General features: G+C 56.6%; 24 protein-coding genes and 1 pseudogene. 12 read left to right on the top strand and 13 right to left on the bottom strand.

Annotated elements, in window-relative coordinates; translation table 11 throughout:
* Both QRN85_RS15790 and QRN85_RS15795 read right to left on the bottom strand, forming a co-directional pair.
* Positions 1-1,179 carry an McrC family protein gene (locus QRN85_RS15790; RefSeq protein WP_284759245.1) on the bottom strand — a complete coding sequence of 393 codons (1,179 nt, stop codon included), beginning with the start codon at positions 1,177-1,179 and terminating at the stop codon, positions 1-3.
* A gap of 86 nt (positions 1,180-1,265) precedes the next feature.
* The gene (locus tag QRN85_RS15795; RefSeq protein WP_284759246.1) at positions 1,266-2,252 is read right to left on the bottom strand and encodes an AAA family ATPase; all 987 of its coding nucleotides are present in this window, start codon (positions 2,250-2,252) and stop codon (positions 1,266-1,268) included.
* 558 nt (positions 2,253-2,810) lie between these two features.
* Here QRN85_RS15795 and QRN85_RS15800 point away from each other — a divergent pair.
* A complete protein-coding gene (locus QRN85_RS15800; protein WP_284759600.1) occupies positions 2,811-3,302 on the top strand; it encodes a very short patch repair endonuclease in 492 nt (163 codons plus the stop codon).
* A 485-nt stretch (positions 3,303-3,787) separates the two neighbouring features.
* Here QRN85_RS15800 and QRN85_RS15805 read toward each other — a convergent pair whose 3' ends face one another.
* Positions 3,788-4,096 (bottom strand): hypothetical protein, encoded by a 309-nt coding sequence (locus QRN85_RS15805; protein WP_284759247.1) that lies wholly within the window; start codon positions 4,094-4,096, stop codon positions 3,788-3,790.
* A gap of 2 nt (positions 4,097-4,098) precedes the next feature.
* On the opposite strand from QRN85_RS15805, the gene QRN85_RS15810 reads away from it, so the two are divergent.
* Entirely contained in the window at positions 4,099-6,198 is a 2,100-nt protein-coding gene (locus tag QRN85_RS15810; protein WP_284759248.1) for a methyl-accepting chemotaxis protein, read from the top strand.
* Between the two features lie 95 nt (positions 6,199-6,293).
* Here QRN85_RS15810 and QRN85_RS15815 read toward each other — a convergent pair whose 3' ends face one another.
* Positions 6,294-7,004, bottom strand: coding sequence for an anti-sigma factor (locus QRN85_RS15815; RefSeq protein WP_284759249.1), 711 nt, complete (start codon positions 7,002-7,004; stop codon positions 6,294-6,296).
* Positions 7,001-7,552 (bottom strand): sigma-70 family RNA polymerase sigma factor, encoded by a 552-nt coding sequence (locus QRN85_RS15820; RefSeq protein WP_113094392.1) that lies wholly within the window; start codon positions 7,550-7,552, stop codon positions 7,001-7,003. The genes QRN85_RS15815 and QRN85_RS15820 overlap by 4 nt, the downstream gene beginning before the upstream one ends.
* Positions 7,553-7,744: 192 nt before the next feature.
* Between QRN85_RS15820 and QRN85_RS15825 the strand changes: the two genes are divergently transcribed.
* The gene (locus tag QRN85_RS15825; RefSeq protein ID WP_284759251.1) at positions 7,745-8,530 is read left to right on the top strand and encodes a DUF4394 domain-containing protein; all 786 of its coding nucleotides are present in this window, start codon (positions 7,745-7,747) and stop codon (positions 8,528-8,530) included.
* Between the two features lie 52 nt (positions 8,531-8,582).
* Here the strand turns inward: QRN85_RS15825 and QRN85_RS15830 are convergent, their stop codons facing one another.
* The 3 genes from QRN85_RS15830 to QRN85_RS15840 all read right to left on the bottom strand — a co-directional run bounded on the left by QRN85_RS15830 (position 8,583) and on the right by QRN85_RS15840 (position 10,500).
* Entirely contained in the window at positions 8,583-9,524 is a 942-nt protein-coding gene (locus QRN85_RS15830; RefSeq protein WP_284759252.1) for an alpha/beta fold hydrolase, read from the bottom strand.
* A gap of 166 nt (positions 9,525-9,690) precedes the next feature.
* Positions 9,691-10,107, bottom strand: coding sequence for a DUF2177 family protein (locus QRN85_RS15835; protein ID WP_113220090.1), 417 nt, complete (start codon positions 10,105-10,107; stop codon positions 9,691-9,693).
* Positions 10,108-10,128: 21 nt separating this feature from the next.
* Positions 10,129-10,500, bottom strand: a complete 372-nt coding sequence (locus QRN85_RS15840; RefSeq protein WP_112964269.1) for a DUF2147 domain-containing protein — start codon at positions 10,498-10,500, stop codon at positions 10,129-10,131.
* 179 nt (positions 10,501-10,679) lie between these two features.
* Here QRN85_RS15840 and QRN85_RS15845 point away from each other — a divergent pair, with 179 nt between their 5' ends.
* From QRN85_RS15845 to QRN85_RS15855, 3 genes are read left to right on the top strand one after another with little or no spacing between them, the layout of a single operon-like run.
* Positions 10,680-11,468, top strand: a complete 789-nt coding sequence (locus QRN85_RS15845) for a DUF1295 domain-containing protein (protein WP_284759255.1) — start codon at positions 10,680-10,682, stop codon at positions 11,466-11,468.
* Position 11,469: 1 nt separating this feature from the next.
* Complete coding sequence (locus QRN85_RS15850; RefSeq protein WP_284759257.1) at positions 11,470-12,501, top strand: SAM-dependent methyltransferase; 1,032 nt, start codon at positions 11,470-11,472, stop codon at positions 12,499-12,501.
* Between the two features lie 5 nt (positions 12,502-12,506).
* Entirely contained in the window at positions 12,507-13,058 is a 552-nt protein-coding gene (locus tag QRN85_RS15855) for a hypothetical protein (protein ID WP_062584919.1), read from the top strand.
* On the opposite strand, the gene QRN85_RS15860 is transcribed toward QRN85_RS15855, so the two are convergent.
* Positions 13,031-13,240 carry a hypothetical protein gene (locus QRN85_RS15860; protein WP_062584917.1) on the bottom strand — a complete coding sequence of 70 codons (210 nt, stop codon included), beginning with the start codon at positions 13,238-13,240 and terminating at the stop codon, positions 13,031-13,033. The two genes, QRN85_RS15855 and QRN85_RS15860, sit on opposite strands and share 28 nt — an antisense overlap.
* 205 nt (positions 13,241-13,445) lie before the next feature.
* Here QRN85_RS15860 and QRN85_RS15865 point away from each other — a divergent pair, with 205 nt between their 5' ends.
* From QRN85_RS15865 to QRN85_RS15875, 3 genes are all read left to right on the top strand, one after another.
* A complete protein-coding gene (locus tag QRN85_RS15865; protein ID WP_284759262.1) occupies positions 13,446-14,861 on the top strand; it encodes a phosphomannomutase in 1,416 nt (471 codons plus the stop codon).
* A 98-nt stretch (positions 14,862-14,959) separates the two neighbouring features.
* On the top strand, positions 14,960-15,361 hold the full coding sequence (locus QRN85_RS15870; protein WP_284759265.1) for a group II truncated hemoglobin: 402 nt from the start codon (positions 14,960-14,962) through the stop codon (positions 15,359-15,361).
* Complete coding sequence (locus QRN85_RS15875) at positions 15,358-15,726, top strand: DUF423 domain-containing protein (protein ID WP_284759268.1); 369 nt, start codon at positions 15,358-15,360, stop codon at positions 15,724-15,726. Before QRN85_RS15870 ends, QRN85_RS15875 begins: the two co-directional genes overlap by 4 nt.
* A gap of 5 nt (positions 15,727-15,731) precedes the next feature.
* On the opposite strand, the pseudogene QRN85_RS15880 reads toward QRN85_RS15875, so the two are convergent.
* A pseudogene (locus QRN85_RS15880) lies at positions 15,732-16,043 on the bottom strand (DUF2325 domain-containing protein); the annotation flags it as partial.
* Between the two features lie 198 nt (positions 16,044-16,241).
* Positions 16,242-16,898 carry a TetR family transcriptional regulator C-terminal domain-containing protein gene (locus QRN85_RS15885; protein ID WP_062584910.1) on the bottom strand — a complete coding sequence of 219 codons (657 nt, stop codon included), beginning with the start codon at positions 16,896-16,898 and terminating at the stop codon, positions 16,242-16,244.
* Between the two features lie 525 nt (positions 16,899-17,423).
* Between QRN85_RS15885 and QRN85_RS15890 the strand changes: the two genes are divergently transcribed.
* The 3 genes from QRN85_RS15890 (at position 17,424) to QRN85_RS15900 (ending at position 22,962) form a co-directional block, all read left to right on the top strand.
* The gene (locus QRN85_RS15890; protein ID WP_284759271.1) at positions 17,424-18,605 is read left to right on the top strand and encodes an efflux RND transporter periplasmic adaptor subunit; all 1,182 of its coding nucleotides are present in this window, start codon (positions 17,424-17,426) and stop codon (positions 18,603-18,605) included.
* 13 nt (positions 18,606-18,618) lie between these two features.
* A complete protein-coding gene (locus QRN85_RS15895; protein ID WP_284759272.1) occupies positions 18,619-21,948 on the top strand; it encodes an efflux RND transporter permease subunit in 3,330 nt (1,109 codons plus the stop codon).
* A 342-nt stretch (positions 21,949-22,290) separates the two neighbouring features.
* Positions 22,291-22,962, top strand: coding sequence for a Crp/Fnr family transcriptional regulator (locus tag QRN85_RS15900; RefSeq protein WP_062584904.1), 672 nt, complete (start codon positions 22,291-22,293; stop codon positions 22,960-22,962).
* Positions 22,963-23,002: 40 nt separating this feature from the next.
* Here QRN85_RS15900 and ureG read toward each other — a convergent pair whose 3' ends face one another.
* A complete protein-coding gene (gene ureG / locus QRN85_RS15905; RefSeq protein ID WP_062584902.1) occupies positions 23,003-23,614 on the bottom strand; it encodes an urease accessory protein UreG in 612 nt (203 codons plus the stop codon).
* Positions 23,615-23,697: 83 nt separating this feature from the next.
* Complete coding sequence (locus QRN85_RS15910; RefSeq protein WP_502870786.1) at positions 23,698-24,369, bottom strand: urease accessory protein UreF; 672 nt, start codon at positions 24,367-24,369, stop codon at positions 23,698-23,700.
* Position 24,370: the final 1 nt, after the last annotated feature.

A 24,370-nucleotide genomic window follows, 5' to 3' on the forward strand; every position in this document is an offset into this window, starting at 1 on the left:
CTACTCTGCTTCTCGAAAAACACGTTCACAAAGAGCGCGCCGGAACGTCGCGGCGTTGTCACCAATAATCAACGATCCTAGTCGAACGCCGAAAACATTGAGGGGACAATCAAGCCCGGACACTGCAAACTGCGCGCACCTAATGGTTTGTTCGTCATCTTCTGAAAGTGGCGAGATTACAAAGCCGGCCTTGGCCTGCAATCCCGCCATGTAGGCGACTAGCTGGTAGACATCAGGCTCACGCAAATTGAACCGCTCGGCAAATATTAGCTTCCACTTGGCATCCCCAACAATCTTCGGGGATGAGCAGCCGACCTCACTGAGGCAAAAATCTGGCCGCATTCGAAATGCTTGGTCACCAGAAACTATTGAGCGAAGCAGATGTTTGGTCCCAGGCCGTAGGCTTAGGCCATAGCTTGCAAATCCTTCGGCGAAAATCCGTCTCAGCGCGGCCTCGAATAGATCATGCAAAGTGAACAGCACAGCCACAGAGTCCAGGCTCCCGCCGCGAGCCGGATCTGGCCTGCCTTGCGCAAGAAATGTCTTTGCCAATTCGATAAGCGGCGACCAATGGCTTTCCATCGGCGTCAAGTTAAGCCGCTGTACGTCAGAGAAACTGGGGACGTCATCGATATCGGGTAGATGTCCTGCAATTTGCCGCCCGACAAAGCGCGTGCGCGAGCTGCGTGTACGCCGAACTATCTCTTCCACGAGCCATTTCAGCGTCGAATTTATCATATTCCTTTCTGATAACGGCGCGTGCCGCACTGTCAGCTCAAAGGCTTTTCCTGGTCTCTGTCGTACCAGATCGCGCAGCTCAACTCGCCCCCTAACTGCAGTGGATGCCTCTACTCTTTCCCGGTATCGTCGAGGCATTCCTCTACTCATGTTTGCTTCGATGGAACGTATTGCCCAAGCAAAGACAACCTCGAGCAAGCTGCCGTTTGTTTCCGCAATAGCGGCCTTCTCCACTTTCAAGAATTCGGAGGCACCCGCAAACATCAGCAAATTGCCGAGGAACTCTACCCTATCGGCCGTTGACGCCGCCGCCTTGGTTTTAGGAAGAATTTCGACAACCACTTGACCAATGTCTATTACGCCGACGACACCAAGGGCGAATAACCTCCGATCACGCACTTCGAAAACTCGGTGGCCCGACCGCAAGCCTGCACTCTGCAATCGCTCTCGTATAGTCGAAGTATCGAGGAAAGATGGGAGGATAACCGGCCCATATTCGTAGGTTGACACAATCGGTGGAACAACTTTCAAGGGCCCGGGTCCGTCGCGCTTGGAGTCGCAGCGAATAGTGCCGCGAATCTAGAAGGGAGCCAGCTCGGGCTTCGAGGATCCCACCATGATGACGGTGTTGTTATCGCCTTGATGTCGAACCGGCCCAAGCTATCAAGAGCCTGGTGTAAATCGTCAAGCGTGTCTTGCTCGAACAGTTCAGAACCTACGACAAAGCGAACCAGTTCCTGATCACCTCGGAAAAGGTCCACGAGGAACGGCACCGTCTTGTTCCGCAACACATGAGCGATCGCCGATAATTGCCCTACTTGATTGTTCGCGTAGCCTTCCCTCTCACGAAGCTCTTCAAGCTTTTGGCGCATGAAATCTGCGTGACCTAGAAGATTTTCATTACCGTTCAATGCCATCAGTTTGCGATTCATCGTCACAAACATCGCTCTAACATTACAGCCCCCGTATTCGGTGGGCGTCAGATCAGCGTCTGGCATAATGAGCACAAATTCAAATCTGCGCCTCAGCGCCAAATCGATGGTGGAAAGGGATTTATCGGCAGTATTCATTGTGCCGACAATCGACAATGTAGATGGGACGGAAAGCGGTTTACCGGAGTATGTAAGAGTTACTCTTCTCTCTTCTGCTGCGCCTTGTCGCTTATCAAACTCCAAAAGCGTTATCAGTTCACCGAATACTCGGCTCAAATCAGCTCTGTTAATCTCATCGATGACCAGAACGACTTTAGTGGGCTGGATTACGTCTCCGCCGCTTTGCAATGCCTCGTAGACAGCGGCATGCCGACTTGAATTTGGGAAGAAGGTGGTCGGAACTCCGGTTATCCTAGACACCTCCTGCCGACGTGCATTCTGAGTGCCCGGCAACCGAAGGTCCGAGACTGGTAAGTTGTTGTCAGCAAATCGCTTGAGCGTCCAGAAATCAACAAAAGCCTGTGCTGGTTCATCGTCTTCACCAGCGACCGCATCACCTCTACGATTTGCGACGGTGGCCAAGACGAGACCGCCCGCCTCAACATGCGTAACTCTGTATTGGCCACGATGGCCGAGAAGTTGACCTACGCTGAACCGGTTCGCGCTAACTGCTGCACTCGCAGTCCGGCAAGCAGTCAAGAAAGGCCCGGGGACAATTGAATATACGACATTACCTGTGGGGGTTTCCTCGGGGCGAAAGCCCTCGACGAAATCCTCGTAGGAATAGCTCGGGTGGAACGTCACCCAGACTATCCGACCCTCGGCCACAAGCTGCTCGTGGACGGTCTGGACATCCGCCGGCAAAGTGCCAGGACGTAGTATTTCTACGGCTTGGCGCGCCGCGTTCCACGTCTTGCCCGTACCCGGTGGCCCCGCATAAACTTTCATTGTAGCCATGTGCACTCCGAATCGATTCAGAACACAATCATGGCGTTCAATGGATGCGGAGTCACTAGAGTGCATGATACAACGAATACGATAATGCTCGATTACAGGACATTGTTACATCTTTTGTCGAGTTAGCATACCAGCGAGATTGCCGTTGAGAACGTTGAGAAATTCGCTTTGACAAAATCCTACATGCCTTACCGCACAGCAAGTCGGCCTGATCCGCTCAACTCGGATCAGCGGCAGTTCAATATGTCGCGGATTCGCGGACGGAATACTGGCCCAGAAGTGACCTTGCGAAAGGCGCTCCATGCTCGGGGACTACGTTATCGATTGCATGTGAGTAGTTTGCCGGGAAAGCCAGATCTCGTGTTCTCAGGTCCCAATGCGGTCATCTTTGTCAACGGGTGTTTCTGGCACGGCCACGACTGTCCAAAGGGCGTCATGCCTAAGACAAACTCCTCGTTTTGGAACGACAAAATTCAGAGAACTAAAGTTAGAGATAGTACAGCTGAAGCCGCACTCGTCGACACTGGATGGAGGGTCCTTAAAGTTTGGGAATGCGCCATTCGTGGACGAGCCTCTCTAGACATATCCGAGGTCGCCGACGAGGTGGCGACATGGGTGCGCGAGGGTCGTTCCTGTGACGAGATCCAGGGAGCTTGGGAAGAAGTCCAAAGATAGCGCATGGGCAGTAGGGGTACTAAGTTAATTTCGCGTGACGGCGAGTGCGCAGGCGTAGCGCAGTCATAGCACATTGACTCGTTCAAGATAATAAAAACAATCCTTTATAACCATATTCTTCCAATTCCGATGACGCTCCTCGACAGTGTCAAAAATCGAACTGAGCTAGTCTTATGCGGTCAAAAATCTAGCGCAGTCCTAGCGCACCGTAAACTCATATCTATAAAAATGAAACAGTTAGAACTAATGTCTTCCAATTCCGATTCCAAAGGTCACAGGTTCGAATCCTGTCGGGTGCGCCATTTCCCCCACATATCAAGTGTCCTTGGTACTCAGGCCATCCTAGCTCGATATACGGCCCTCGAGCGTCAGCTAAAAAACAGGCATGCGATGCTGCCGAAGGATGTTTTTCTTTGGTGAGGCAAGAAAGTTCCCGTGGCGACGACGCCGGAGCGACGATGCCAAGTCTCATTTCCTTCCAGAATTTAGCGCGCAAGAAAATAAATGGTCACTAATTCAGCAAGTGCGATGATTTTGTATGCAAAATAACTAAACATCAATAATTGTTGTTTATCAAAACTGTTATCCTTCATCCCCATTTGGCCGAATGCAGAAATTTTTGCTCCCGCCAGAAATAGAGGTCTAAGTGAGCATTTTTGGTAATCTAAAGATAAGCACTCGCGTTGTCCTTGTTGCCGCAATCCCTGCGATTGCGCTTGTTGGTGCTGCTGTTCAAGATAGTATACTGCGTCTGGGAAATGCTTCTGCCGCCAAGTCTGTTTCGGAGATAGCATCCATGGCGCCCGTTATTGGCGCCACTATTCATGAAATTCAGAAGGAGCGAGGCGCATCTGCAGGGTTTGTAGGTGCAAAAGGCATCGGCGAATTTGGTCCGCTTCTGGAAAAGCAGAGACTTGCCGCAGACGCAGCCATCGCAAAGTTCAAGGCTCTTAATCTCACCTCCAGCGACAATGTCGGAGGGCCTGCCCTCAGGGAACTTGCGCTTGTTGCGGAGGGGAAACTCGACCGGCTCAAGACCATGCGCGACGATGTGACGGCGCTCAAAGCGACTGTACCAGAGCTTGCTGCCTATTTCGCGGATACGATTGGCAGCATCATCAAATTGATCGAGTCCATGAGTTCGCTGACGACCGACAGCAATATCTCAAACCGGATTGTCGCCTATTCCGCTTTGCTGCAGGGCAAGGAACGTGCGGGCCAGGAGCGTACGGCTGGCACGGCGGCCTTTGCTTCTGGCAGGTTTCAGGCCGAGAGCTATCAGCAATTCATCAAATTTGGCGCCATGCAGAACGTCTATTTCGCAGACTTCAACAGCTATGCGGGCGCAGACGGACGCGCCGCTTTGCAGGCTGCTCTGACAAGCGACGCCGGAAAACTGGTTGAACGCCAGCGTGAGGTTGCACTTAAGAGTCCGTTTGGCGGAGATATTGCCAGCGTTTCGGCAGAGGACTGGTACAAGGCTTCCACCAATCGCATCAACGCCCTCAAGACGGTAGAAGATCAGACCGGGCTTGAGCTCGAGGAATATGCGTCCGCCTCAGCAGCGACACAGCAGAAAGAATTGCTGGTTTCCATTCTCACCTCGCTTGGTGTGCTGTTTGTCGTTGCAATTCTGGCGACGATCGTTACCCGCTCCATCACGCGCCCGGTAACGCGCATCGTCCAGACGATGCGCGAACTTGCGAACGGCAACGCCGACGCACAGCTGGATGCGGTACCCGATCGCAGTGAAATTGGCGACATGGTCAAGTGTGTTGCCGTCTTCCGGGAAAATGCCCGGGACCGCATCCGCCTTGAAGCCGAAGCTGAGGCAAACCGCTCGATGTCCGAGCGTGAGCGTCTGGCACAGCAGAAGCGACAGGCGGAAGAAGCCTCAGAGGTGCAGTTCGCAGTCGATACGCTTGCGCTGGGCCTTGGAGCAATGGCGAACGGCAAGTTGAACTATCGCATCGACGAGGCATTCGCAGCACGTCTCGATAAGATCCGCGTCGATTTCAATGGCGCTATCGAGCGGCTGGAAGGGGCCATTGTCGATGTCAGCGGCAATGCGCAAGCCATCTCCGCCGGATCCAAGCAGATCCGGGCTGCGGCAGACGACCTTGCCAAACGCACCGAGCAACAGGCGGCATCCGTTGAGGAAACAGCCGCCGCGCTTGAGCAGATCACCACGACGGTTGCCGACACCAGCCGCCGTGCCGAGGAAGCCGGACACCTGGTGACCGCGACACGCAAGAACGCGGAGCATTCCGGCATGGTGGTAAGCAACGCCATCAACGCGATGAATGCCATCGAGGCATCGTCGAACGAAATATCGACCATTATTGGCGTGATTGATGAAATCGCGTTCCAGACCAACCTGCTTGCACTGAACGCCGGTGTTGAAGCAGCGCGGGCGGGTGATGCCGGCAAGGGCTTTGCGGTGGTAGCGCAAGAGGTTCGCGAGCTTGCCCAAAGGTCGGCGAGCGCAGCAAAGGATATCAAGACACTCATCGCAAAGTCTGGCGAACACGTCAAAAACGGTGTGGGCCTTGTTGGGGAAACGGGCACAGCCCTTGGACAAATCGTCGAGCAGGTCAAGGAAATCAGCGTCAATGTCCTGTCCATCGTAGAGGCGTCGCGCGAGCAGTCCACGGGTATCAAGGAAATCAACCAGGCGGTTGCCCAGATGGATCAGGGAACCCAACAGAATGCAGCCATGGTCGAGGAGTCCACCGCCGCAAGCCATTCGCTTGCCCAGGAAGCGGAAGCTTTGTTCATGCTTGTCGGAAAATTCGAAACGGATGCCGAAATCCATGGTCGCGCAGACGGTAAGAAATCCCATGCACGTCAGCTCATGAACCGGGTTTCATCGTCCTTCTCGAACCGGGCAGCCTGAGTATCCGCAGCATTCGTAACCTAAACTGAACTTGCCCCGGGGTTTCGATCCCGGGGCTTTCTGCTTTCAGGCGACCTTGTTTGCTAAAAGCCGTCTCACAATGGAATCCGGCCAACTCCCTTGACCAGTATTGGTCCTGTCGGTCTGCCGGTTGGAGATCCGCCCGCCTGTTCGAGGGTAATCTCATAAAGCTGATCGTTTTTCGGGGCCGGTAGTGCTGGCGTTGCCAATCTGGCGGAGCGTCTGTCGTCGAGGAGGCCAAGCGAAATCGGGCCCATGTCCCGGTTGGGCAAGGTCCAGACCTGCAAGGTCTTGCCTTCAGGCACCGCAAAATCCGCGAGCAATCTGATCGTGGCCTCCCGGTCGCTAAAGTCTTCGACAACAGCCTGAGGCTGACCGGCATCGTTGAGCAAGATCGCGACGACGACGGGATCGACCTGCCTCGTCAGCGACCATCCAAGACCAACGGCAAACAACAGCGAAGCCGCCAATGACGCGGCAGCCGTGCGTTTCCAGAAGGACAGATGGTTATCGTTTGACGCTGGCCGGGGGTCTCGCGTGCCCTGCGCCTGCGACGGAGTGCTCTCCAGCTCCGCATCGATACGGGTCCAGAGGCTTGCGCTGGGCGCTGTTTCCTCGATCGAGATATCGAGGGGCAGGAACCGCTCGCGGCTGGCCGCAATGGCTGATCGAAGGGCGGGATTCTCATCGAGTTGCTGCTCGACACGCAACATCTCGTCGTCGTCGAGAAGGCCTAGAACATATTCGTCGGCGATGCGGGCGATATCTTGCGTCATCAGCGTCATGCCATGCACTCCCGCAACGATGAAAGTCCGCGCCTTATCCAGGACTTAGTCGTGCCAAGTGGGATTTTAAGCCGTCCGGCGATTTCGCCATGGGTATAGCCACCGACATAGGCCATGAGAATGCCTTTGCGTCTGGTTTCATCCAGCGTCGACAGGCAGTCGCGCAGCTTGCTGTCCTGATCAAGCCTGTGCCAGGACGCCATGATGTGCTCCACATGCTGCGCTTCCTGCAATGCCTCCAGATGGTCACCCGTCAGAAGATCCTCACGCTTGCCATCCCGCAGCATGTTGAGCGCCCGGTTGCGAACGATGGCGTAGATCCAGCCGCGTGCCGATCCACGGTCCGGTGCATATTGATGGGCATTCTTCCAAATGCGGATGAACGCTTCCTGCACCACCTCTTCAGCAAGATCGCGCCGGCGCACAATGCGTTGCGCCACTGCAATGAGCCGCCCCGCCTCCTTGTCGAAAATCAGCCGCAAGCCGTTTCGATCACCTTTCGCACAGGCGCGAAGCGCCGCGCCAAAATCATCCGCTTGTGTCTGCACGACGTCCAAAGGCGTCTCTCCCGCTGCTTATGTTCATAACGTCATACACTGGAAATCATGCGATGGATGCAAATCAAAAAAAATTTGGCAGGCTGCATCCAAACGCCCCACCCCGTGTGTCTACCTCTTGAGAGCGTTGAACAGCCATCGCTGGCCGCCTCTTGGAAAACGAGATCAACACGGGAGAAAGATATGACCATCATTCGCACAGCATCGATTGCTTCTGCCCTGCTTGCCGCAACCGCAACCTATGCCGCAGCAGCACCGGTTTTGGGACTGACCGGCGACAAGACACTCGTCATGTTCGATACCGAAAAGCCAGCCGTGACCAAGAGCATGGATGTGACCGGCGTTGACAAGCTGGTCGGCATTGATTTTCGCCCCGGCAACAAGACAGTTGTCGGCGTGACACCTGACAACACCATTGTTTCCATCAATCTGGAGACCGGCGCGGCAACGGAAGTTGCCAAAATGGACAAGCCGCTGACCATGACGCAGGCGCCCGTCATCGTTGATTTCAACCCCATGGCAGACCGCCTGCGCTACATGACAGGCACTACCAATCACCGCGTTCACCCAGACACGGGCGCTGTAACGGTCGATGGTACGCTGGCCTATGAAGACGGCGACATGCACAAGGGCGAAACGCCGAACGTCGTTGCCGCGGCCTACACCAACTCCTTCGGCAAGCCTGAAAAGACCGCGATGTACAACATCGACGCGACCACCAGCGCATTGGTGCAGCAGACCAAGCCAAACGACGGCACGTTGAAGTCCATTGGCAAGCTTGGCATCGAAGGCAAGCCAGCCACCTATGCCTTCGATATCCAGACCACGGCCGATGGCAAGAACACGGCATGGCTGGCCGCTGGCAAGATGCTCTACACGGTCAATCTTGAAACGGGCAAGGCGACCAGCGCAGGCGAAATCACCGGGACTGAAAACCCGATCCGTTCGATCGCCGTGCTGTCGATGTAAGATGTCTTGAAGCGAATACAGGCCGGTTGCCGATCAACCGGCCTGTTCTTCATCACTTGCCGTCATTGGCAATCTTGGCTTCCAGCGTTTTTGCAATGGCTTTCAAGTTGCGCTTTTTCCCCGCGATCTTTTCCATTGCCGCGATCGCCAGATCGCTCGCTACGTAATCGGACTTGTGTCCCAGATTATGGACCACGATCAACTCGGCACCCCGTATGTCGCGCGCCAAATGACGGGAATGAATTTCGGTCGAAACAACCTTGTCGGCATCTCCGGCAATGATCACGGTCGGTGCCTTGATGTGGCGAAACTCGCCTGAGGCGGTCTTTGCCCAGGCATTCAGACCACCCACTTCCTGCGCGTTGTGGCGGAAAGCGACGGGGCGTAGCGCCTGATAAGCCTTGGTTTTTGCGATGTAATCGGCAGGGCGGGGATTTGGCGCAAAGACGGATTTCACTGCCCCGTCGATTGCAATGGCCCCTGCCGCTGGCGCAATGATGGCGCTGAAAAGCAGACCGGCGACCGGCACGCGGGCTGCGTCATAATACCATGAAACGCCGCCGGGCCATGGATAGAGCGCAGGCGAAAGGAAGACCAGTCCCTCGACCATATCGGGATGGCGCACGGCAAAGGCTGCTGTGATCGCGCCACCAAAGGAATGGCCGACAATGATTGCCTTGCGAATGCCGCGCTTTTTCATGAGCGTTGCGATGGCGTCTGCCTGTGCGTCCGGCAGCACATTCGCTTTGGGCCCTATGTCAGATCGGCCATGTCCTGGACGATCCACAAAAAGCAGTGTCGCCTTGCCTTCCAGCTTTTCGCGAAACGCATACATGGGGTCATAGAGGCTGGTGCTTGCACCATGGATGAAGACGACAGGCGGAAGTGCCGCGCCCTTGGCTGCAGGCAACAATACGCTGTTAAGCGAATAGCCGCCCACATCTACCCTCGCCTCCCCTGAAGCCCTGTAGGATTCATCTTTCTGCGAGGCCATGGCACTCCCTGCCAATAGGATTCCGAAACAAACGCTGAAAACGGCAATGATATAGGATGCCATGACAATCCTGGATTTCTGCAACGAAAGGCCCTTGCCACGCAAGGGCCGGAACGGGAACATCAGATACTGTGGTATAAGATCGGGACGGCGAGGTTTGAGGGCATCAACGCGCAAGACGCCCGCCAAATTTCTCGGTGATCCAGTGGCCGGCACATGCGGAAACCGCCGACAGGAGTGAGCCCCAGATCAGATCCGCAACCGTCAACGTTGTCGACCAGCTTGCAAGCGTTGCCTGATTTGTCAGATCATAGGTCGCATAGGCAACAAAGCCCATGAAGGCGCCGTAGAGAAAGGATGTGCCGTACTTGGCCGTCACCAGGCCCGGGCGGACGGCAAAGAAGGTCAGCCCGGCTGCAAAGATGAGGTAGAACAGGACTGCGGGTACTGGCCTGAAGTCTTTTGCGAGCATGTCGCCCAGTGCCGGTCGGTAGAGAACGTCTGCCATGACGCTCAGCCATACGAAATCTATGGCGACAAACACGATAAGTGTCGAGATGTAGGCGACAGCACGTTTTTTCATGTCAGGTCCAGTCTATTTGGTTCAGTTGATACGCGACCAGTTGACGCCCTTGCACAATATTCCTGCCAGAACGCAGCCCTTCGTCGTCATGGTGTCCCCGTTGACGGAAACGGACAGTTTGTAGGTCAGATCCCGCTGTGGATCGAACGCCGTGCCGGAATATTGCCCGTCAGAGGTCGGCTTTATGCTCATGACCAGACGGTCACCGGTCTTTTCCTTCGGGGTACCCGGCTTGATCCAGGTATTGGTGGCGCAGATGTCCGAGCCGCATGGGGCAATCTGAACCTTTGCGTTGCCATCGCCACGCGCCCACTGGCCGTTGATGTCGGCTGCGGATGCGGCACCGCCAGATAATACTGCAATGCATAAAGCGTATTTCAATGCTGTATTCATGGTCATCTCCTCCGGTGGAAGTTCTTGCTCACGGGCATTGAAGACTAGAACGACCCAAAGGTTTCAACGGATCACAAATAATCGTCCCTTCAGTTTTTTTTCGCAGGCAGGAAACCGTTTCATGGCCCGCGCCGTACTCCATCACATGTTGCAATGTCTCGAGGGTGGAAATGCTTGCGATGAATTATGGGTTACTTGCGCTGGTGGCAGTCGGCCTCAGTCTTGCAATGACGTTTGCCTGGGCCGTCCAGAGAAAAACCGGTGCGAGCGGCTGGATCGACACCATCTGGTCCTTCGCCATCGGAATTGGCGGCCTTGTCGCTATTTTCTTCGCTGAAGGAGCTTTCGAGCGGCGGGTTGCCGCGTTCCTGATCGTCGCCATATGGGCAATCCGGCTGGGCAGCCATATCGGTTCGCGCACCAAAGGCGGTGGGGAAGATCCCCGTTACGCCAAGCTGGTAGAGGACTGGGGCAGCAAGGCAAGTGTGCGCCTGTTCGTGTTCCTCCAGATTCAGGCCTTGTGCGGCTTCGTACTGGTCCTGGCGGTTTATGTTGCAACTTCCAACACGGCAGAATTTCCCACAGCGCTCGATATTGTCGGCATTCTTGTTGCCCTGATTGCACTGGGCGGAGAAGCCCTCTCTGACCGCCAGCTTGCAGCCTTTCGCAAGAAGCCGGAGGCGAAGACGGAAGTGTGCGAGGAAGGCCTTTGGCGATATTCGCGCCACCCAAATTACTTCTTCGAATGGCTTTTCTGGTGCGCCTGGCCGCTGCTTGCGCTGACCGGCCCCTCTGCATGGAGCTGGGCCTCCCTCTTGGCACCCGCGCTGATGTACTGGCTGTTGGTTCACGCGTCAGGCATTCCCCCCCTTGAAGAACACATGATGCGGTCACGCGGCGAAAAATTCCGCTCGCTCCAGCGGCGTGTGAATGCGTTTTTCCCCGGACCTAGAAAAGAGGAGGCATAAGATGAACATGCTGGCTTTTGCGATCAATGCCGCCGAAAAGGCGCCGCTTTCCGACGCCCTGACCCTGACCGGCATAAATTTCCTGTGCAACCGGACGAAGCGCAGGCTGGAGAAAGTGCCCTTCGATGAGGAGTTGAACTTCGCCCGCGATATGGCGACGTTCCCCGTGGCAACGCATACCGATGAGGCCAACCGACAGCACTATGAAGTGCCTGCGGAGTTCTTTGCGCTGGTGCTGGGTCCGCAACGAAAATACTCATCCTGCTTCTACCCCAGCGCAACCACCACACTTGCCGATGCCGAGACAGCCGCTCTGGCGGAAACGGTAAAACATGCCGATGTGCAGGATGGGATGGATATTCTGGAACTCGGTTGCGGCTGGGGTTCGCTGTCGCTCTACCTCGCGCGTCAATTCCCCAATGCGCGTATCACCTCTGTCTCGAACTCCTCATCACAGCGCGCCTATATTCTTGCGCAGGCCGCGCGCAACGACATCACCAACCTGACCGTCGTTACCGCCGACATGAATGATTTTGCGCCTGACGGCACCTATGACCGCATCGTTTCCGTTGAAATGTTCGAGCACATGTCCAACTGGCGAGCACTGTTTGAGCGAACACGCGGCTGGCTGAAGCAGGATGGCAAATTGTTCATCCACGTTTTCAATCACAAGGACCGCTCCTACCGCTTCGACCAGAACAACCCCGCCGACTGGATTGCCCATCACTTCTTCACCGGCGGCATCATGCCTGCGCTGGACCTGCCGCACCGCTTCGAGGACATCTACAATGTTGAGGCGGAATGGCGCTGGTCGGGCGACCACTACCGGCGCACCGCCATGGACTGGCTCGCCAATTTCGACAGGGAAGAGGCGCGTATCACTCCCATTCTCCAGCAGGTCTATGGCAAGGATGCCAATCTGTGGAGACGACGCTGGCGTCTGTTCTTCCTCGCAACCGCAGGCCTTTTCGGTCATGACAAGGGTACGGTTTGGGGCGTTGGCCACTATCTGCTCGCTCCGGTCAAAGCGTAAGCGCGATGGAAACGAAAGCGGCAGCACACGACCCTCTGACAGCAGCGACCCTGACGATCGCCTGGGTCATCATCGCCAACAAGCCATTTTATCCATTGACGATATGGTGGTTTGTCGGGAGCGGGGTGGCGGCAGCGTCGATCAGCATCATCTCGATGCTGTTCTTCCTGGCCATCCCCCTGATCGCGAAAAGGTCATCACTTGCCGCAAGGATTTCCCTGCCTGTGATCGGCACGATCGACACGGTGTTCGAAACCAAGCTTTTCGGCACCGCCTCCGGCACCGAGCTTTTCTTCTGCGCCTGCATCATGCTGGTGGCTGTTTCGTTTCGCGCGCATGAAAGACTGTGGCAGATCGGCATGACCGGCTTCGTCTTCGTCGGCTTCCTGTTCACCCGCTATCTCCTGGGCGACGCCTTGCATCTATGGAATGCGGAAGACCTTACAAAGCTGCTGAACATCAACGCATTTGCCGTGGCGTGCCTTACGGCCTTCATCGCCTTGCGCTATGCAGGCCTCAATCGGCAGGATCATTCTTCGGGAACAAGGCCGTCATAAACCTCGAGCAAGGCCGCAGAGATCGCAGCGCCGAGGCTGTTTGCTGCGCTTCTGATCTCTTCCTCGTTTCCCTCGCGGGAAGCGATGGCAAGGTCTGAGCCTTCTGCGGCGATGATTGCCTTGGCGCGTTCGATTGCCCACAGGCCAAAGTCGCCGCGATTGTCGATCGATACCGTTTCCATTCCAGAACCTTTCCCTGACGCCGACCCTCTCGACGCCGGGCCGGTATAGGGTGAGTGGTCGCTTCCTGTCAAAACTTGATCCTTTCCGAGCTGTCGGCTACCACCGGGTAAGGCCGCGGGCGGGATCAATGCTGCGCTTTTGGCGTTATATTAAAAAATTTCGACAAAAAAGCCCACGCAAGACCAGAATAAGGAAGCAATCGATATGAGCCTGAAGTTTGGAACAAGCGGCCTTCGCGGCCTTTCGGAAGATCTCAAAGGCAGGGCGTCCGCAGTTTACGCAACAGCCTTCGCAAAACATCTTCTGGCTTCCGGACAGGCAAAAGCTGGTGATCCTGTTTTGATCGGGCAAGATTTCAGGGATTCGAGCCCCTCCATCGCACGCACTTGCATTGGCGCACTGCACGCCGCCGGTCTGAAGCCGGTTGATTGCGGCGCGCTGCCGACACCTGCCCTGGCGCTCTACAGCATGTCCCTGAATGCCGGTGCCCTGATGATTACGGGCTCGCATATTCCGGCGGATCGCAACGGGATCAAGTTTTACAGGCCGGATGGCGAAATCGACAAGCAGGATGAAATTGCAATTGGCGAGTTGGCCAAGGGCCTCGAAGGCGCCGATATGCCCGACCAGCCGGGCGATGCGGAAAGCGGAGCAGAACAGGCAAACGCGCTGTTTTTCGAGCGCACTTCGGCTCTCTTACCAGCAGGTTCGCTTTCCGGTTTGAAAATTGGCGTCTATCAGCACAGCACGGTCGCCCGGGATGCGTTTGTTGATGTCTTGAAACATTACGGTGCTGAGGTCGTCCCACTCGGCAGGTCCGAGACCTTCATCCCTGTCGATACTGAAGCCGTTTCCGCCGATACGTTGGAGAAACTCAAGTCATGGTCCGCAGAGCATAAGCTGGATGCGATTATCTCAGCCGATGGCGATGGAGACAGGCCATTGCTGGCGGATGAGCACGGCGCTCCACTTCGCGGCGACCTCCTGGGTCTCATCACTGCCAATTTTCTCAAAGCCGATGTTGTCGTCACACCCGTCACCTCCAATTCAGGCATTGAAGGCAATGGCGATTTCGAGGTTTTGCGCACCAAGGTTGGGTCGCCCTTTGTCATCGCCGGGATGCAGGAGGCTCTATCAAAGGGCAAGGAAAGGGTCATCGGCTTTGAAGCCAATGGCGGTTTCCTGACGGCCTCGGCCTTCACGCTTAATGGCAAGACGGTGTCCCCGCTGCCGACACGTGACTGCTTCCTGCCGCTTCTGGCGGTGCTGAAGCTTGCAGCCGACCAGCAAAAGCCGTTGTCGCAGATTGCGGCCGCTTACAGGCTCCCTGCCGCCGCCGCAGATCGTCTGCAGGATTTTGCCCAGGAGAAGAGCGCTGCCCTGATGGAGCATCTTCGCGCGTCCAGCACCAACCTTGAAACGTTCCTTCGTCCCGTCGGGGATGTGAAGGAAACCAGCGATATAGACGGGCTCCGTGTGACGCTGACCAACGGCAACACCATCCACTTCCGCCCATCCGGCAACGCGCCGGAGATGCGTTGCTATGTCGAAGCGGCCAATCAGGACGACGCCGACGCCCTGTTGCGACAGGGTCTGGATATGATCCGCAACTTCGGCTGATGTGATGCCGGGTGCGGCAAAGCAATTTGCCGCACCCTTCGTTTGCTGTTGCGCTTTTTTCGCTGAGGCGGCAAAGCTGGGGCAAACGGAGACTGGACGTGTCGGGCGAAACCATTACACTTTATGAGGCAATTGGCGGCGAGCAGACGGTTCGTGCATTGTCGAGGCGGTTTTACGAGTTGATGGACACGTTGCCCGAAGCATCGCACTGCCGGGCCATCCACCCACCAGATCTTTCAAACAGCGAGAGCAAGTTTACCGATTACCTGCTGGGCTACCTCGGCGGCCCGCCGGTCTATGTCGAAAAATACGGACACCCCATGCTGCGCAGACGGCATTTCGTGGCCCCCATCGGTACCGTGGAGCGGGAAGAATGGCTGCTCTGCTTTCGGCGCGCCATGGATGAGACCATCGAGAACCCCAAACTGCGCGACATCATCTGGACGCCGATAGAACGTCTGGCGCTGCATATGCAAAATCAGGAAGAGACCACATCATGAGCAGACAATGGCTGCGTTCGACGAGCCTGTTTCTTGCCGGCCTGCTTGGCGCCGCAGGTGTTGCGCTTGCTGCGGCGGCAACGCACACGGGTGCAACGCAATTGCTTGGCAACGCATCGGCAATGTGCCTGGCCCACGCACCGGTCCTTCTCGGTCTTCACATCGGCTGGGAGCGGATCAGGACCGCAACACCCGCTTCCATTCTTCTGGGCCTCGGCACCGCACTTTTTGCAGCCGACCTTGTCTCACGCCATTTCACCGGTGTGGGCCTGTTTCCAATGGCCGCGCCAATAGGCGGTTTTGGCATGATTGCCGGATGGATCGTTCTGGCGCTTGCCGCCTTTTTCAAGCCGGCCCGCGCCTGAACACCTCAATTGGCGCCGTTGCGCTCATTCATGGTCTGAAGGGCACGTTCCAGACTGGACTTGCTGCCATTGCGCAGTGGAATGAAGGTCTTGCCGAACTTCTTGCATCCGGACTTTACCCGTAAACACGCATCATGGCTGATACAGTCGATGGGGCAGAACACGCAGTCGACCGACGGAAGCAGCGTGTCGATCCGCGAAACAGCCTCGCGCAATCCGCCATCGTGATGGATAAGCTCCGCATCGAAGCTGCTGGCAATCTGTCGAAGATGCGCAACCTGACAGTCACGCCCACCGACATAGAGAAAGCTTCTTGGGCCGGAAGGTGCCGGTGCAGAAGGGGTTTGCTCTTCCTGCTGCGGGCGATTGTCCCGCTTGCCGTTACGATCCGCCTTCTTCTTCTCTTTCCGTGCCATGCCTCACCTTACCATTGAATTCTGCCACCTGTGCAATCAGGTCGGGCACACGATAGTAAAGATGAGTTTTCGAGTAAAGTATAAAGTTGAACGTAATCGTCATGTTTTTTTGGATTGCGGGGAAAATATCCCCAGTCCGCCCATGAAGAGCTGTTCCAGAAAGCGGGCGGCATCCTCAAAACGGCCCTCTCCGGCATTGTCGCCCAGCACAGCCCGCACCTGAACATCGAAATCGGCATAGTGCTGAGTCGTCGCCCATATCGAGAAAATCAGGTGATAGGGATCGCAAGGCGCCATCCGGCCAGATTTCGCCCAACTGCGGATCACGCCCGCCTTTTCATCCACAAGTTCCTTCAATGGCCCCTTCAACTCATCCTCGACATGCGGTGCGCCCTGCAGGATTTCATTGGCGAACAGACGGCTTTCGCGCGGATAATCCCGGGCCATTTCAAGCTTGCGCCGGATATAGGAGCGGATTTCGCTCTCCGGGTCACCATCAGCGTCAAAGGCCCGCAACGGGTCTAGCCAGGTGTACAGCACACGCTCGATCAATGCCCTGTGCATCGCTTCCTTGGTTCGGAAGTAATAGAGAACGTTGGGCTTCGACATTCCCACAACCTCGGCGATCTGATCGATGGTCGTGCCACGAAAGCCGTGAGCCGAAAAGACATCCAGCGCCGCTTCCAGGATCGCCTCTTCCTTCTCTTCCTGTATGCGCGTCCGCTTCTGGGTCTTCGCCGCTCTGGGTATGGGCATGGAAAATCTCTGTATGTTTAAATTCTGCTGGGACGATCTGGACCAAGAATAATTGATAATGAACGCCGTATCGCCAGATACCGCTTTGCACATCAAATATCCCCATTTCTTTTAGGCTCCAAAGCCTTCGTCCGCAATGTTGACCAGTCGGTCAAATAAGGCGCGATCTGTGAGGTCGCAAAGACGGTCGCTTGAGGCTGCGCAAACAGCCGCAGTCACGGAAGCGACTGCCATGTAAACCCTTGCGGATGCACTTATATGGAAGTTAAGCAATATTCAAAAATGTATATGCGCTGCATGAGCTAGACGGATTGAATTACCCCTTGCGACGAATTACATTCCTGCTTGAGAGAGTTGATCTGGCCTCTTCATCGAAAGCGCTGCACGTCTGACCGCCAGGCGGAAGAAAGCAAGCCTTCGAGGAAGATCACGCGTGTCACTCCAGTTTGCATCCATTGTCGCCTGGCCTTCTGCAGCACCAATGTGCACGATGGACGTGCGATCCGACCTTGAACGGACAGATACATGCTTGCCAGAATTACCGCCGCCCGCTTTTCGATGCTGATGGTCTCGGCTCTCTTCATGCCCGAAATTGCGAGCGCGCAAGGCGGCGCAGATCGCAGCAATCTGCCTTCCATCGTGGTCAGCGAGGCAACGAAACGGGATCTCGTCGATCGCGTCATCGCAACCGGCACCCTCAAGCCCGTCGATGAAATCTATGTCCAGCCGCTTGTCGATGGCCTGTCGGTGGACAAATTGAATGTGGATATCGGCGACAGGGTCGAGGCGGGTGCCTCACTTGCAGAACTGTCGAAGGACAGCCTCATCCTGCAAAAAAGCCAGCTCGAGGCCAACCGCGCCAAGGCGCAGGCGGGCGTTGCCCAGAGCAAGGCTCAGGTCATAGAGGCGCAGGCAAACTATGATGATGCCGTGCGCCAGCGCGACAGGGCACAGCGGCTCGGTCAGTCCGGTTCAGGCTCCGTCTCTCAGGTGGAACAGACTGCGGCGGCCGCAGATGTGGCGCGCGCGCGTCTCGACGCAGCCAGACAGGCGGTGACGGTGGGTGAAGCCGATATCAAGGTCGTGGATGCCCAGATCGACGATATCGATCTCAAGCTGTCACGCACCAGCGTCAAGACGCCCGTTGCCGGTGTTGTATCCGCCAAGAACGCGCGTGTCGGTGCCATTGCCAGCGGTGCAGGAAATCCCCTGTTCACCGTCATCAAGGACAACGCAATCGAGCTCGTTGCCGACCTTTCCGAAACCGATATCCAGAAAGTCGAAGCCGGGCAGAAGGCGGTGATTTCGGTTGCCGGCGGCAACAGGAAGATCGAAGGGAAGGTGCGCCTTGTTTCGCCAACGGTGGATGCCACCAGCCGCCTCGGCTCCGTCCATATTCTTCTGCCAACGGATAGTCCGGCCCGCGCAGGCATGTATGGCAGTGCGGAAATCGTTATCGCCTCCACCAACGCCTTGGCCCTGCCGCTCTCGGCTGTCACCTCCGGGCGAGAAGGTTCCACCGCACGGCGTGTGGAAAATGGCGTGGTAAAGCAGGTGGCCGTCGAAATCGGCATTCAGGACAGCGGCTTTGTCGAAATCAGGACCGGTCTGGCTGCTGGCGATATGGTCGTTGAAAAAGCAGGCGCCTTTGTGCGCGATGGTGACAAGATCAACCCGGTGCCGGCTGATGCCGCAGCCTCGAACTGACTGAGGAAGAACGATGAATTTCTCGGCCTGGTCCATACGCAACCCGATTGCGCCATTGCTGTGCTTTGCCCTGCTGTTGTTTCTGGGCATCAAGGCATTTTACGATTTGCCGATCACCCGTTTTCCCAATATCGACGTGCCGGTGGTGGCGATCACCGTTACCCAGAGCGGCGCCTCTCCTTCCGAACTTGAAGCGCAGGTCACCAAGGAAATCGAGGACGCGGTCGCCTCGATCAGCGGTATCGACGAAATACAGTCCACCGTCACGGACGGCCAGTCGCTGACGACAGTCCTGTTCCGCATCGAAAAGCCCACCGAAGAAGCCGTTCAGGACACCAAGGACGCCATCGACAAGATCCGCAGCGAACTGCCTTCGGATATCGAAGAGCCTGTCGTCAGCAAGATCGATGTGGAGGGACAGGCGATCCAGACCTTTGCCGTTTCCTCCCCCAGCATGACGCTCGAAGAACTCTCATGGTTCGTGGATGACACCATCAAGCGTGCGCTTCAGGGTCAGTCGGGCGTTGGCAAGATAGATCGCTATGGCGGAGCGGACCGCGAAGTGCGCGTGTCGCTCAATCCCGCCAAGCTGGATGCCTATGGCATCACGGCAGCCGAAGTGAACCAGCAATTGCGCGGCACCAATGTGGATCTCGGATCGGGCCGCGGCCAGGTTGCGGGCAATGAACAGACCATTCGGACGCTGGGCGATACGCGTGATGTCACTCAGCTTTCCAATACGACGATTGCTTTGTCCGGCGGCCGCTTCGTCAAGCTGTCGGAACTTGGCACCGTCACCGATACCTATGAGGAGCCGAAATCCTTCTCGCGGTTCAACGGCAATCCCGGCGTCACCTTTGCCGTCTTCCGCTCAAAGGGTGCAAGCGAGGTTTCCGTTGCGGAAACAGTCGCGCAGAACCTGGACAAGGTTCGCGCCGAGCATCCCAATGTCTCGATCGAAATGGTCGATGATGCCGTCTATTTCACCTATGGAAACTATGAGGCTGCGCTTCATACGCTTGTTGAAGGCTCCATTCTTGCGGTCATCGTCGTCCTGCTTTTCCTGCGCAACTGGCGAGCAACCCTGATTGCCGCCATCGCCTTGCCCCTGTCGGCCATTCCGACATTCTGGGTCATGGATGTGCTGGGCTTCTCGCTCAATCTCGTCAGCTTTCTGGCTCTCACGCTCGCAACGGGTATTCTGGTGGATGATGCCATTGTGGAGGTCGAGAATATCTCGCGCCACATCAAGATGGGCAAATCTCCCTACCGGGCATCGCTTGAGGCCGCCGACGAAATCGGCCTTGCTGTCATCGCAACCAGCTTTACCATCATCGCTGTCTTTGTGCCGGTTTCCTTCATGCCCGGCATTCCCGGCCAGTACTTCATCCAGTTCGGATTGACCGTCGCCTTCTCGGTGTTCTTCTCGCTGATGGTGGCGCGCCTCATCACGCCATTGATGGCGGCCTACCTGATGCGCTCGGATGATGCTGTCGATGACCATCAGGACAATGATGGCTGGCTGATGAAATCCTATACGCGCATGGTAACCGCAACCACCAGCAAATGGTGGGCGCGTTATCTTACCCTGCTCGGCGCCATCGGCTTTCTGGTCGGGTCCATCATTCTCTTGAGCGGTGTTCCCGGCAGCTTCCTGCCGCCCGACGATGCCTCGCGCGTTGTTCTGTCGGTAGAGCTTCCGCCGAATGCCACGCTGGAAGAAACAGACGCGACGACATCGAAAATCCATCAGGCCATCCGCGATATCAACGGCGTCGAAAGTGTCTTCATTCTCGGTGGCGCATCGCCAAAGGGTGATCTGGAGCTGCGCCGGGCAACCGTCCGCGTCATTCTCCAGCATATCGATCACTCATTGCTGAAAACGCTCGTCAATGATGGGCTGGGCTCGATACCGCTCATCGGCCCCCATCTGCCCAAGGTCGAGGACACCGGCAGAACAAGGCCGCAATGGGATGTCGAGCGCGACATCTTCGCAAACGTCAACAAGATCCCGGATGTACGCATCATCAAGCTCAACGACCGTGCCGAGCGCGAACTGAGCTTCAACTTCCTGTCCAGCAATGAAGAAGACCTGCAAAAGGCCGTCGGCATTCTGGAATCGCGTCTGCGTGCGTCTCCCATCCTTGCCAATGTCAGCTCCGAGGGCGCGCTTCCCCGGCCTGAACTGCAAATTCGTCCGCGCAAGGACGAGATCGCCCGCCTCGGCATCACGCCACAGCAGATTTCGCAGACTGTACGCGTGGCAACCATCGGCGATATCGATGCGCTTCTGACGAAAATCTCCCTGGATGATCGCCAGATACCGATCCGCGTTCAGGCATCCCTCGACGTGCGGCGTGATCTTGCGGCCATTCGTGCGCTGAAGATCAAGACAGCGTCAGGCGCGACCGTCCCGCTCTATAGCGTTGCCGACATCGACTATTCCGAAGGTCCAAGCTCCATCAAGCGCAACGACCGCAATCGCGTGGTATCCATTGGCTCCGATGTGCCCTTTGGCACGGCGCTGGATACCTCTTCCGCCGAGTTCAGACGCATCGTGGCGGAAACACAATTGCCGCCAAGCGTTCGCCTCGCCGAAAGCGGCGATGCCAAGGTGCAAGGAGAGATGCAGCGCGGCTTTACCAATGCCATGTTGCTCGGTCTGCTTCTGGTGCTGGTCGTTCTCATTCTGCTGTTCAAGGATGTGATCCAGCCCTTCACCATTCTCTTCTCCCTGCCGCTGGCCATTGGTGGCGTGGCGGTTGCGCTCATCATCACGCAAAATGCGCTGTCCATGCCCGTTCTCATCGGCATCCTGATGCTGATGGGTATCGTTACGAAGAACGCAATTCTGCTGGTCGATTTCGCCATAGAGATGCGTCGTCACGGGCTGGAGCGGGTTCATGCCATGGTGGAAGCCGGGCGCAAGCGTGCCCGACCGATCATCATGACATCGATCGCCATGTCTGCCGGCATGTTGCCATCGGCGCTGGGCGTGGGCGAAGGCGGATCATTCCGCGCGCCCATGGCAATCGCGGTCATTGGCGGCATCATCGTATCGACAGTGCTCTCGCTGATCGTCGTGCCTGCCTTCTTCCTCATCATGGATGATCTGTCGCAACTCCTCGCCCATATCTTCGGTCGCTTCATCGGCAAGAAGGAGGTAGAGTCCCCGGTTCTCTCGAAGGAAGAACTCTCGGATCTGGCGCGGGACAACAAGGCCGCACTTTCAGAGATGGATGAGCGTCTGGCCAAGGTCGAGCAGAAAAATGGTGGTGGCGGGACTAAGGACGGAAGCGGCACCGGCAACGTCCTTCGGCTTCCGCCGCTGGCTGCCGAATAGGGCCTGAAAGACTGCTGATCAGAAACGCCGGGGCTCGCCCGGCGTTTTGCTTTTGTGGATAGGCTTCGGCACGCGGCGAACGGCGCTACGACGTATTTACAGAAAGATGTGGCGCTTGCCGTTTCACAACTCATCCATGTTACCTTAGCCGACGAGCATTTCTTTCAGCCGATTGATCGAAATCAAGTCCGTCTAGGCAGAAGGTGCTATTCTCTGCGTCATGGGAAAAACGTCTTCGGACAAAAGACACGCCGTCCAGGCCATGCGTTTTGGAAGAACGCAAAGCTTGAGGCTCGTCTGGCGTCTGAAAGTTTCGGGAGCGCGACGGACGTGAACAAGGCAATGACACTCAGAAACAGGGAAAGAAGCACACTCGTTCAGGCACCCTTCATCGGCGCTGGCGATGAAGCGGTCACCGCAAAATTCATGGAGGCGGCGACCATCGTCACTGTCCCCGCCCGGCAGATACTCTTTCGCCAGGGCGAAACCGCACAATATCTGTTCTGCGTTCTCAACGGCTATGTCAGACTGTACCGCCTCAGCCGCGATGGTCGTGAGGCGGACGTCCGCATTTGCGGCCCTGGCGAGGCATTCAACGAGTGTCTGATTTTCGGCGCAGACAAATATCAGCACAATGCACAGGCGGCGGACAGCTGTACCCTCGCCCGGTTCGATCTGGAGCGGGTCAGGTCCATGATCGAGGAAGAGCCCAAAATCGTGAAGGCTGTCCTGCACTCCATGTCCAACAGTCTGAGAACGACAATGGACTGCCTGGCAAATGATCGGCTACAGACCGCGCCGCAACGCGTGGCCAATTACCTGATTGCCCAGGGCCCCGCTGACGCCAACTCCTACTCGCTCCGGCTGCCTTTCCAGAAAAGCGTTCTCGCCGGCAAGTTGGGACTGGCACCAGAAGCCCTGTCGCGTGCCTTTTCCAGCCTGCGGGATGCTGGCGTGATCGTGAGGGGCCGGATCATTCAGGTCAACGATGTCAGCGCGCTCAGGCACTTTTGATTGACGGTGGGTGGAGTCGTTTGAAGCTCCACCTGTCGCCTTACAGCCCACCCTGCTGCTTCAGGAAGCTGACGATACCATCGACGCCATCGCCGCGCTTCATATCCGTGAAGACGAATGGCATTTGCTGTCGCATCCGCGTTGCGTCTGCTTCCATCACATCGAGATCGGCGCCCACATAGGGGGCGAGATCCCGTTTGTTGATGACAAGAAGATCAGACCGCGTGATACCGGGGCCGCCCTTGCGTGGAATCTCTTCACCCTGGCAGACGGAGATGACATAGATCGTCAGGTCTGCGAGGTCCGGTGAAAACGTGGCCGCGAGGTTATCGCCGCCAGACTCGATGAAGACGACATCGAGATCCGGAAATCTTTCGTTCAGTCCGGCAATGGCCTGAAGATTGATGGTCGCATCTTCTCGGATTGCAGTATGCGGGCAGCCACCCGTTTCCACGCCGACAATACGGTCCGAAGGCAGCGCCTGCATTCGCACAAGTGCCTCGGCGTCTTCCTTGGTGTAAATGTCATTGGTGACGACAGCGACCGAATAATCCGCGCGCATCGCCTTGCACAATTTCTCCGTCAAAGCGGTCTTGCCGGAGCCGACCGGCCCACCAATTCCAACGCGCAACGGTCCATTTCCCGATTTCATTCCATTTTCCTTCCAAATGATATTTTTATACCATTTTGCCGTTATAACGGTTTTTTGGTAACAGACGCGCGGGTTTCCAATGCCTAGGATCGGAAAAGCCTGGTTTCCTGTATTTCATGCCGCATCGATGCCGTATCCGCAAGAATGGTTGCGGAGCCGAGGTCATCGAGTGTCGAGATCACCGCTCGCGCCGCGACATCCGACAGGGTTATCTCAAGCTGCGCAAGCATTGCGACCCCGTCCCTCTGCCCTGCGACGCCAAGGCGAATGCCAGCAGAAATCAATTGCGAGGCAGCCGAATGCATATAGGCAAGCAATATCTCGTCACGCCCCACGCCATGTGCTGCAGCAATCGCCCCCACCGCCACCGGATAGGGCGTGGCTTTACCGAATCGCTCCAAGATAGAATGCGGCCAGGCGCTGGCGGCATCGACAAAGGCGTCGCCCATCAGCACCGATTCACGGTATCGCTCAGCAGAGCCCGCCAATGCCCGGGCAAGCGCCGTCAATTCCGCAAGTTCCTCCTGATCCCCGTGGCACTGCCATGCGCAGGACAATAGAACGGCGTCGTTCCAAAGCGTTCCACGCTGCAACAGCATGGAAATCCATGCCATGAGATCAGTTGCTGAAGAGATACGGCGATCACTCACCGCCGTTTCCAGCCCTCCGGAATAGGAAAAAGCACCCACCGGAAAAGCGGGAGACATCCAGGCAAGCAACCGGAGCAAGGGATCGATGCTGCGGGGGAGCGTCACC

The sequence above is a fragment of the Agrobacterium sp. fls2-241-TYG-188a genome (genome assembly GCF_030209845.1).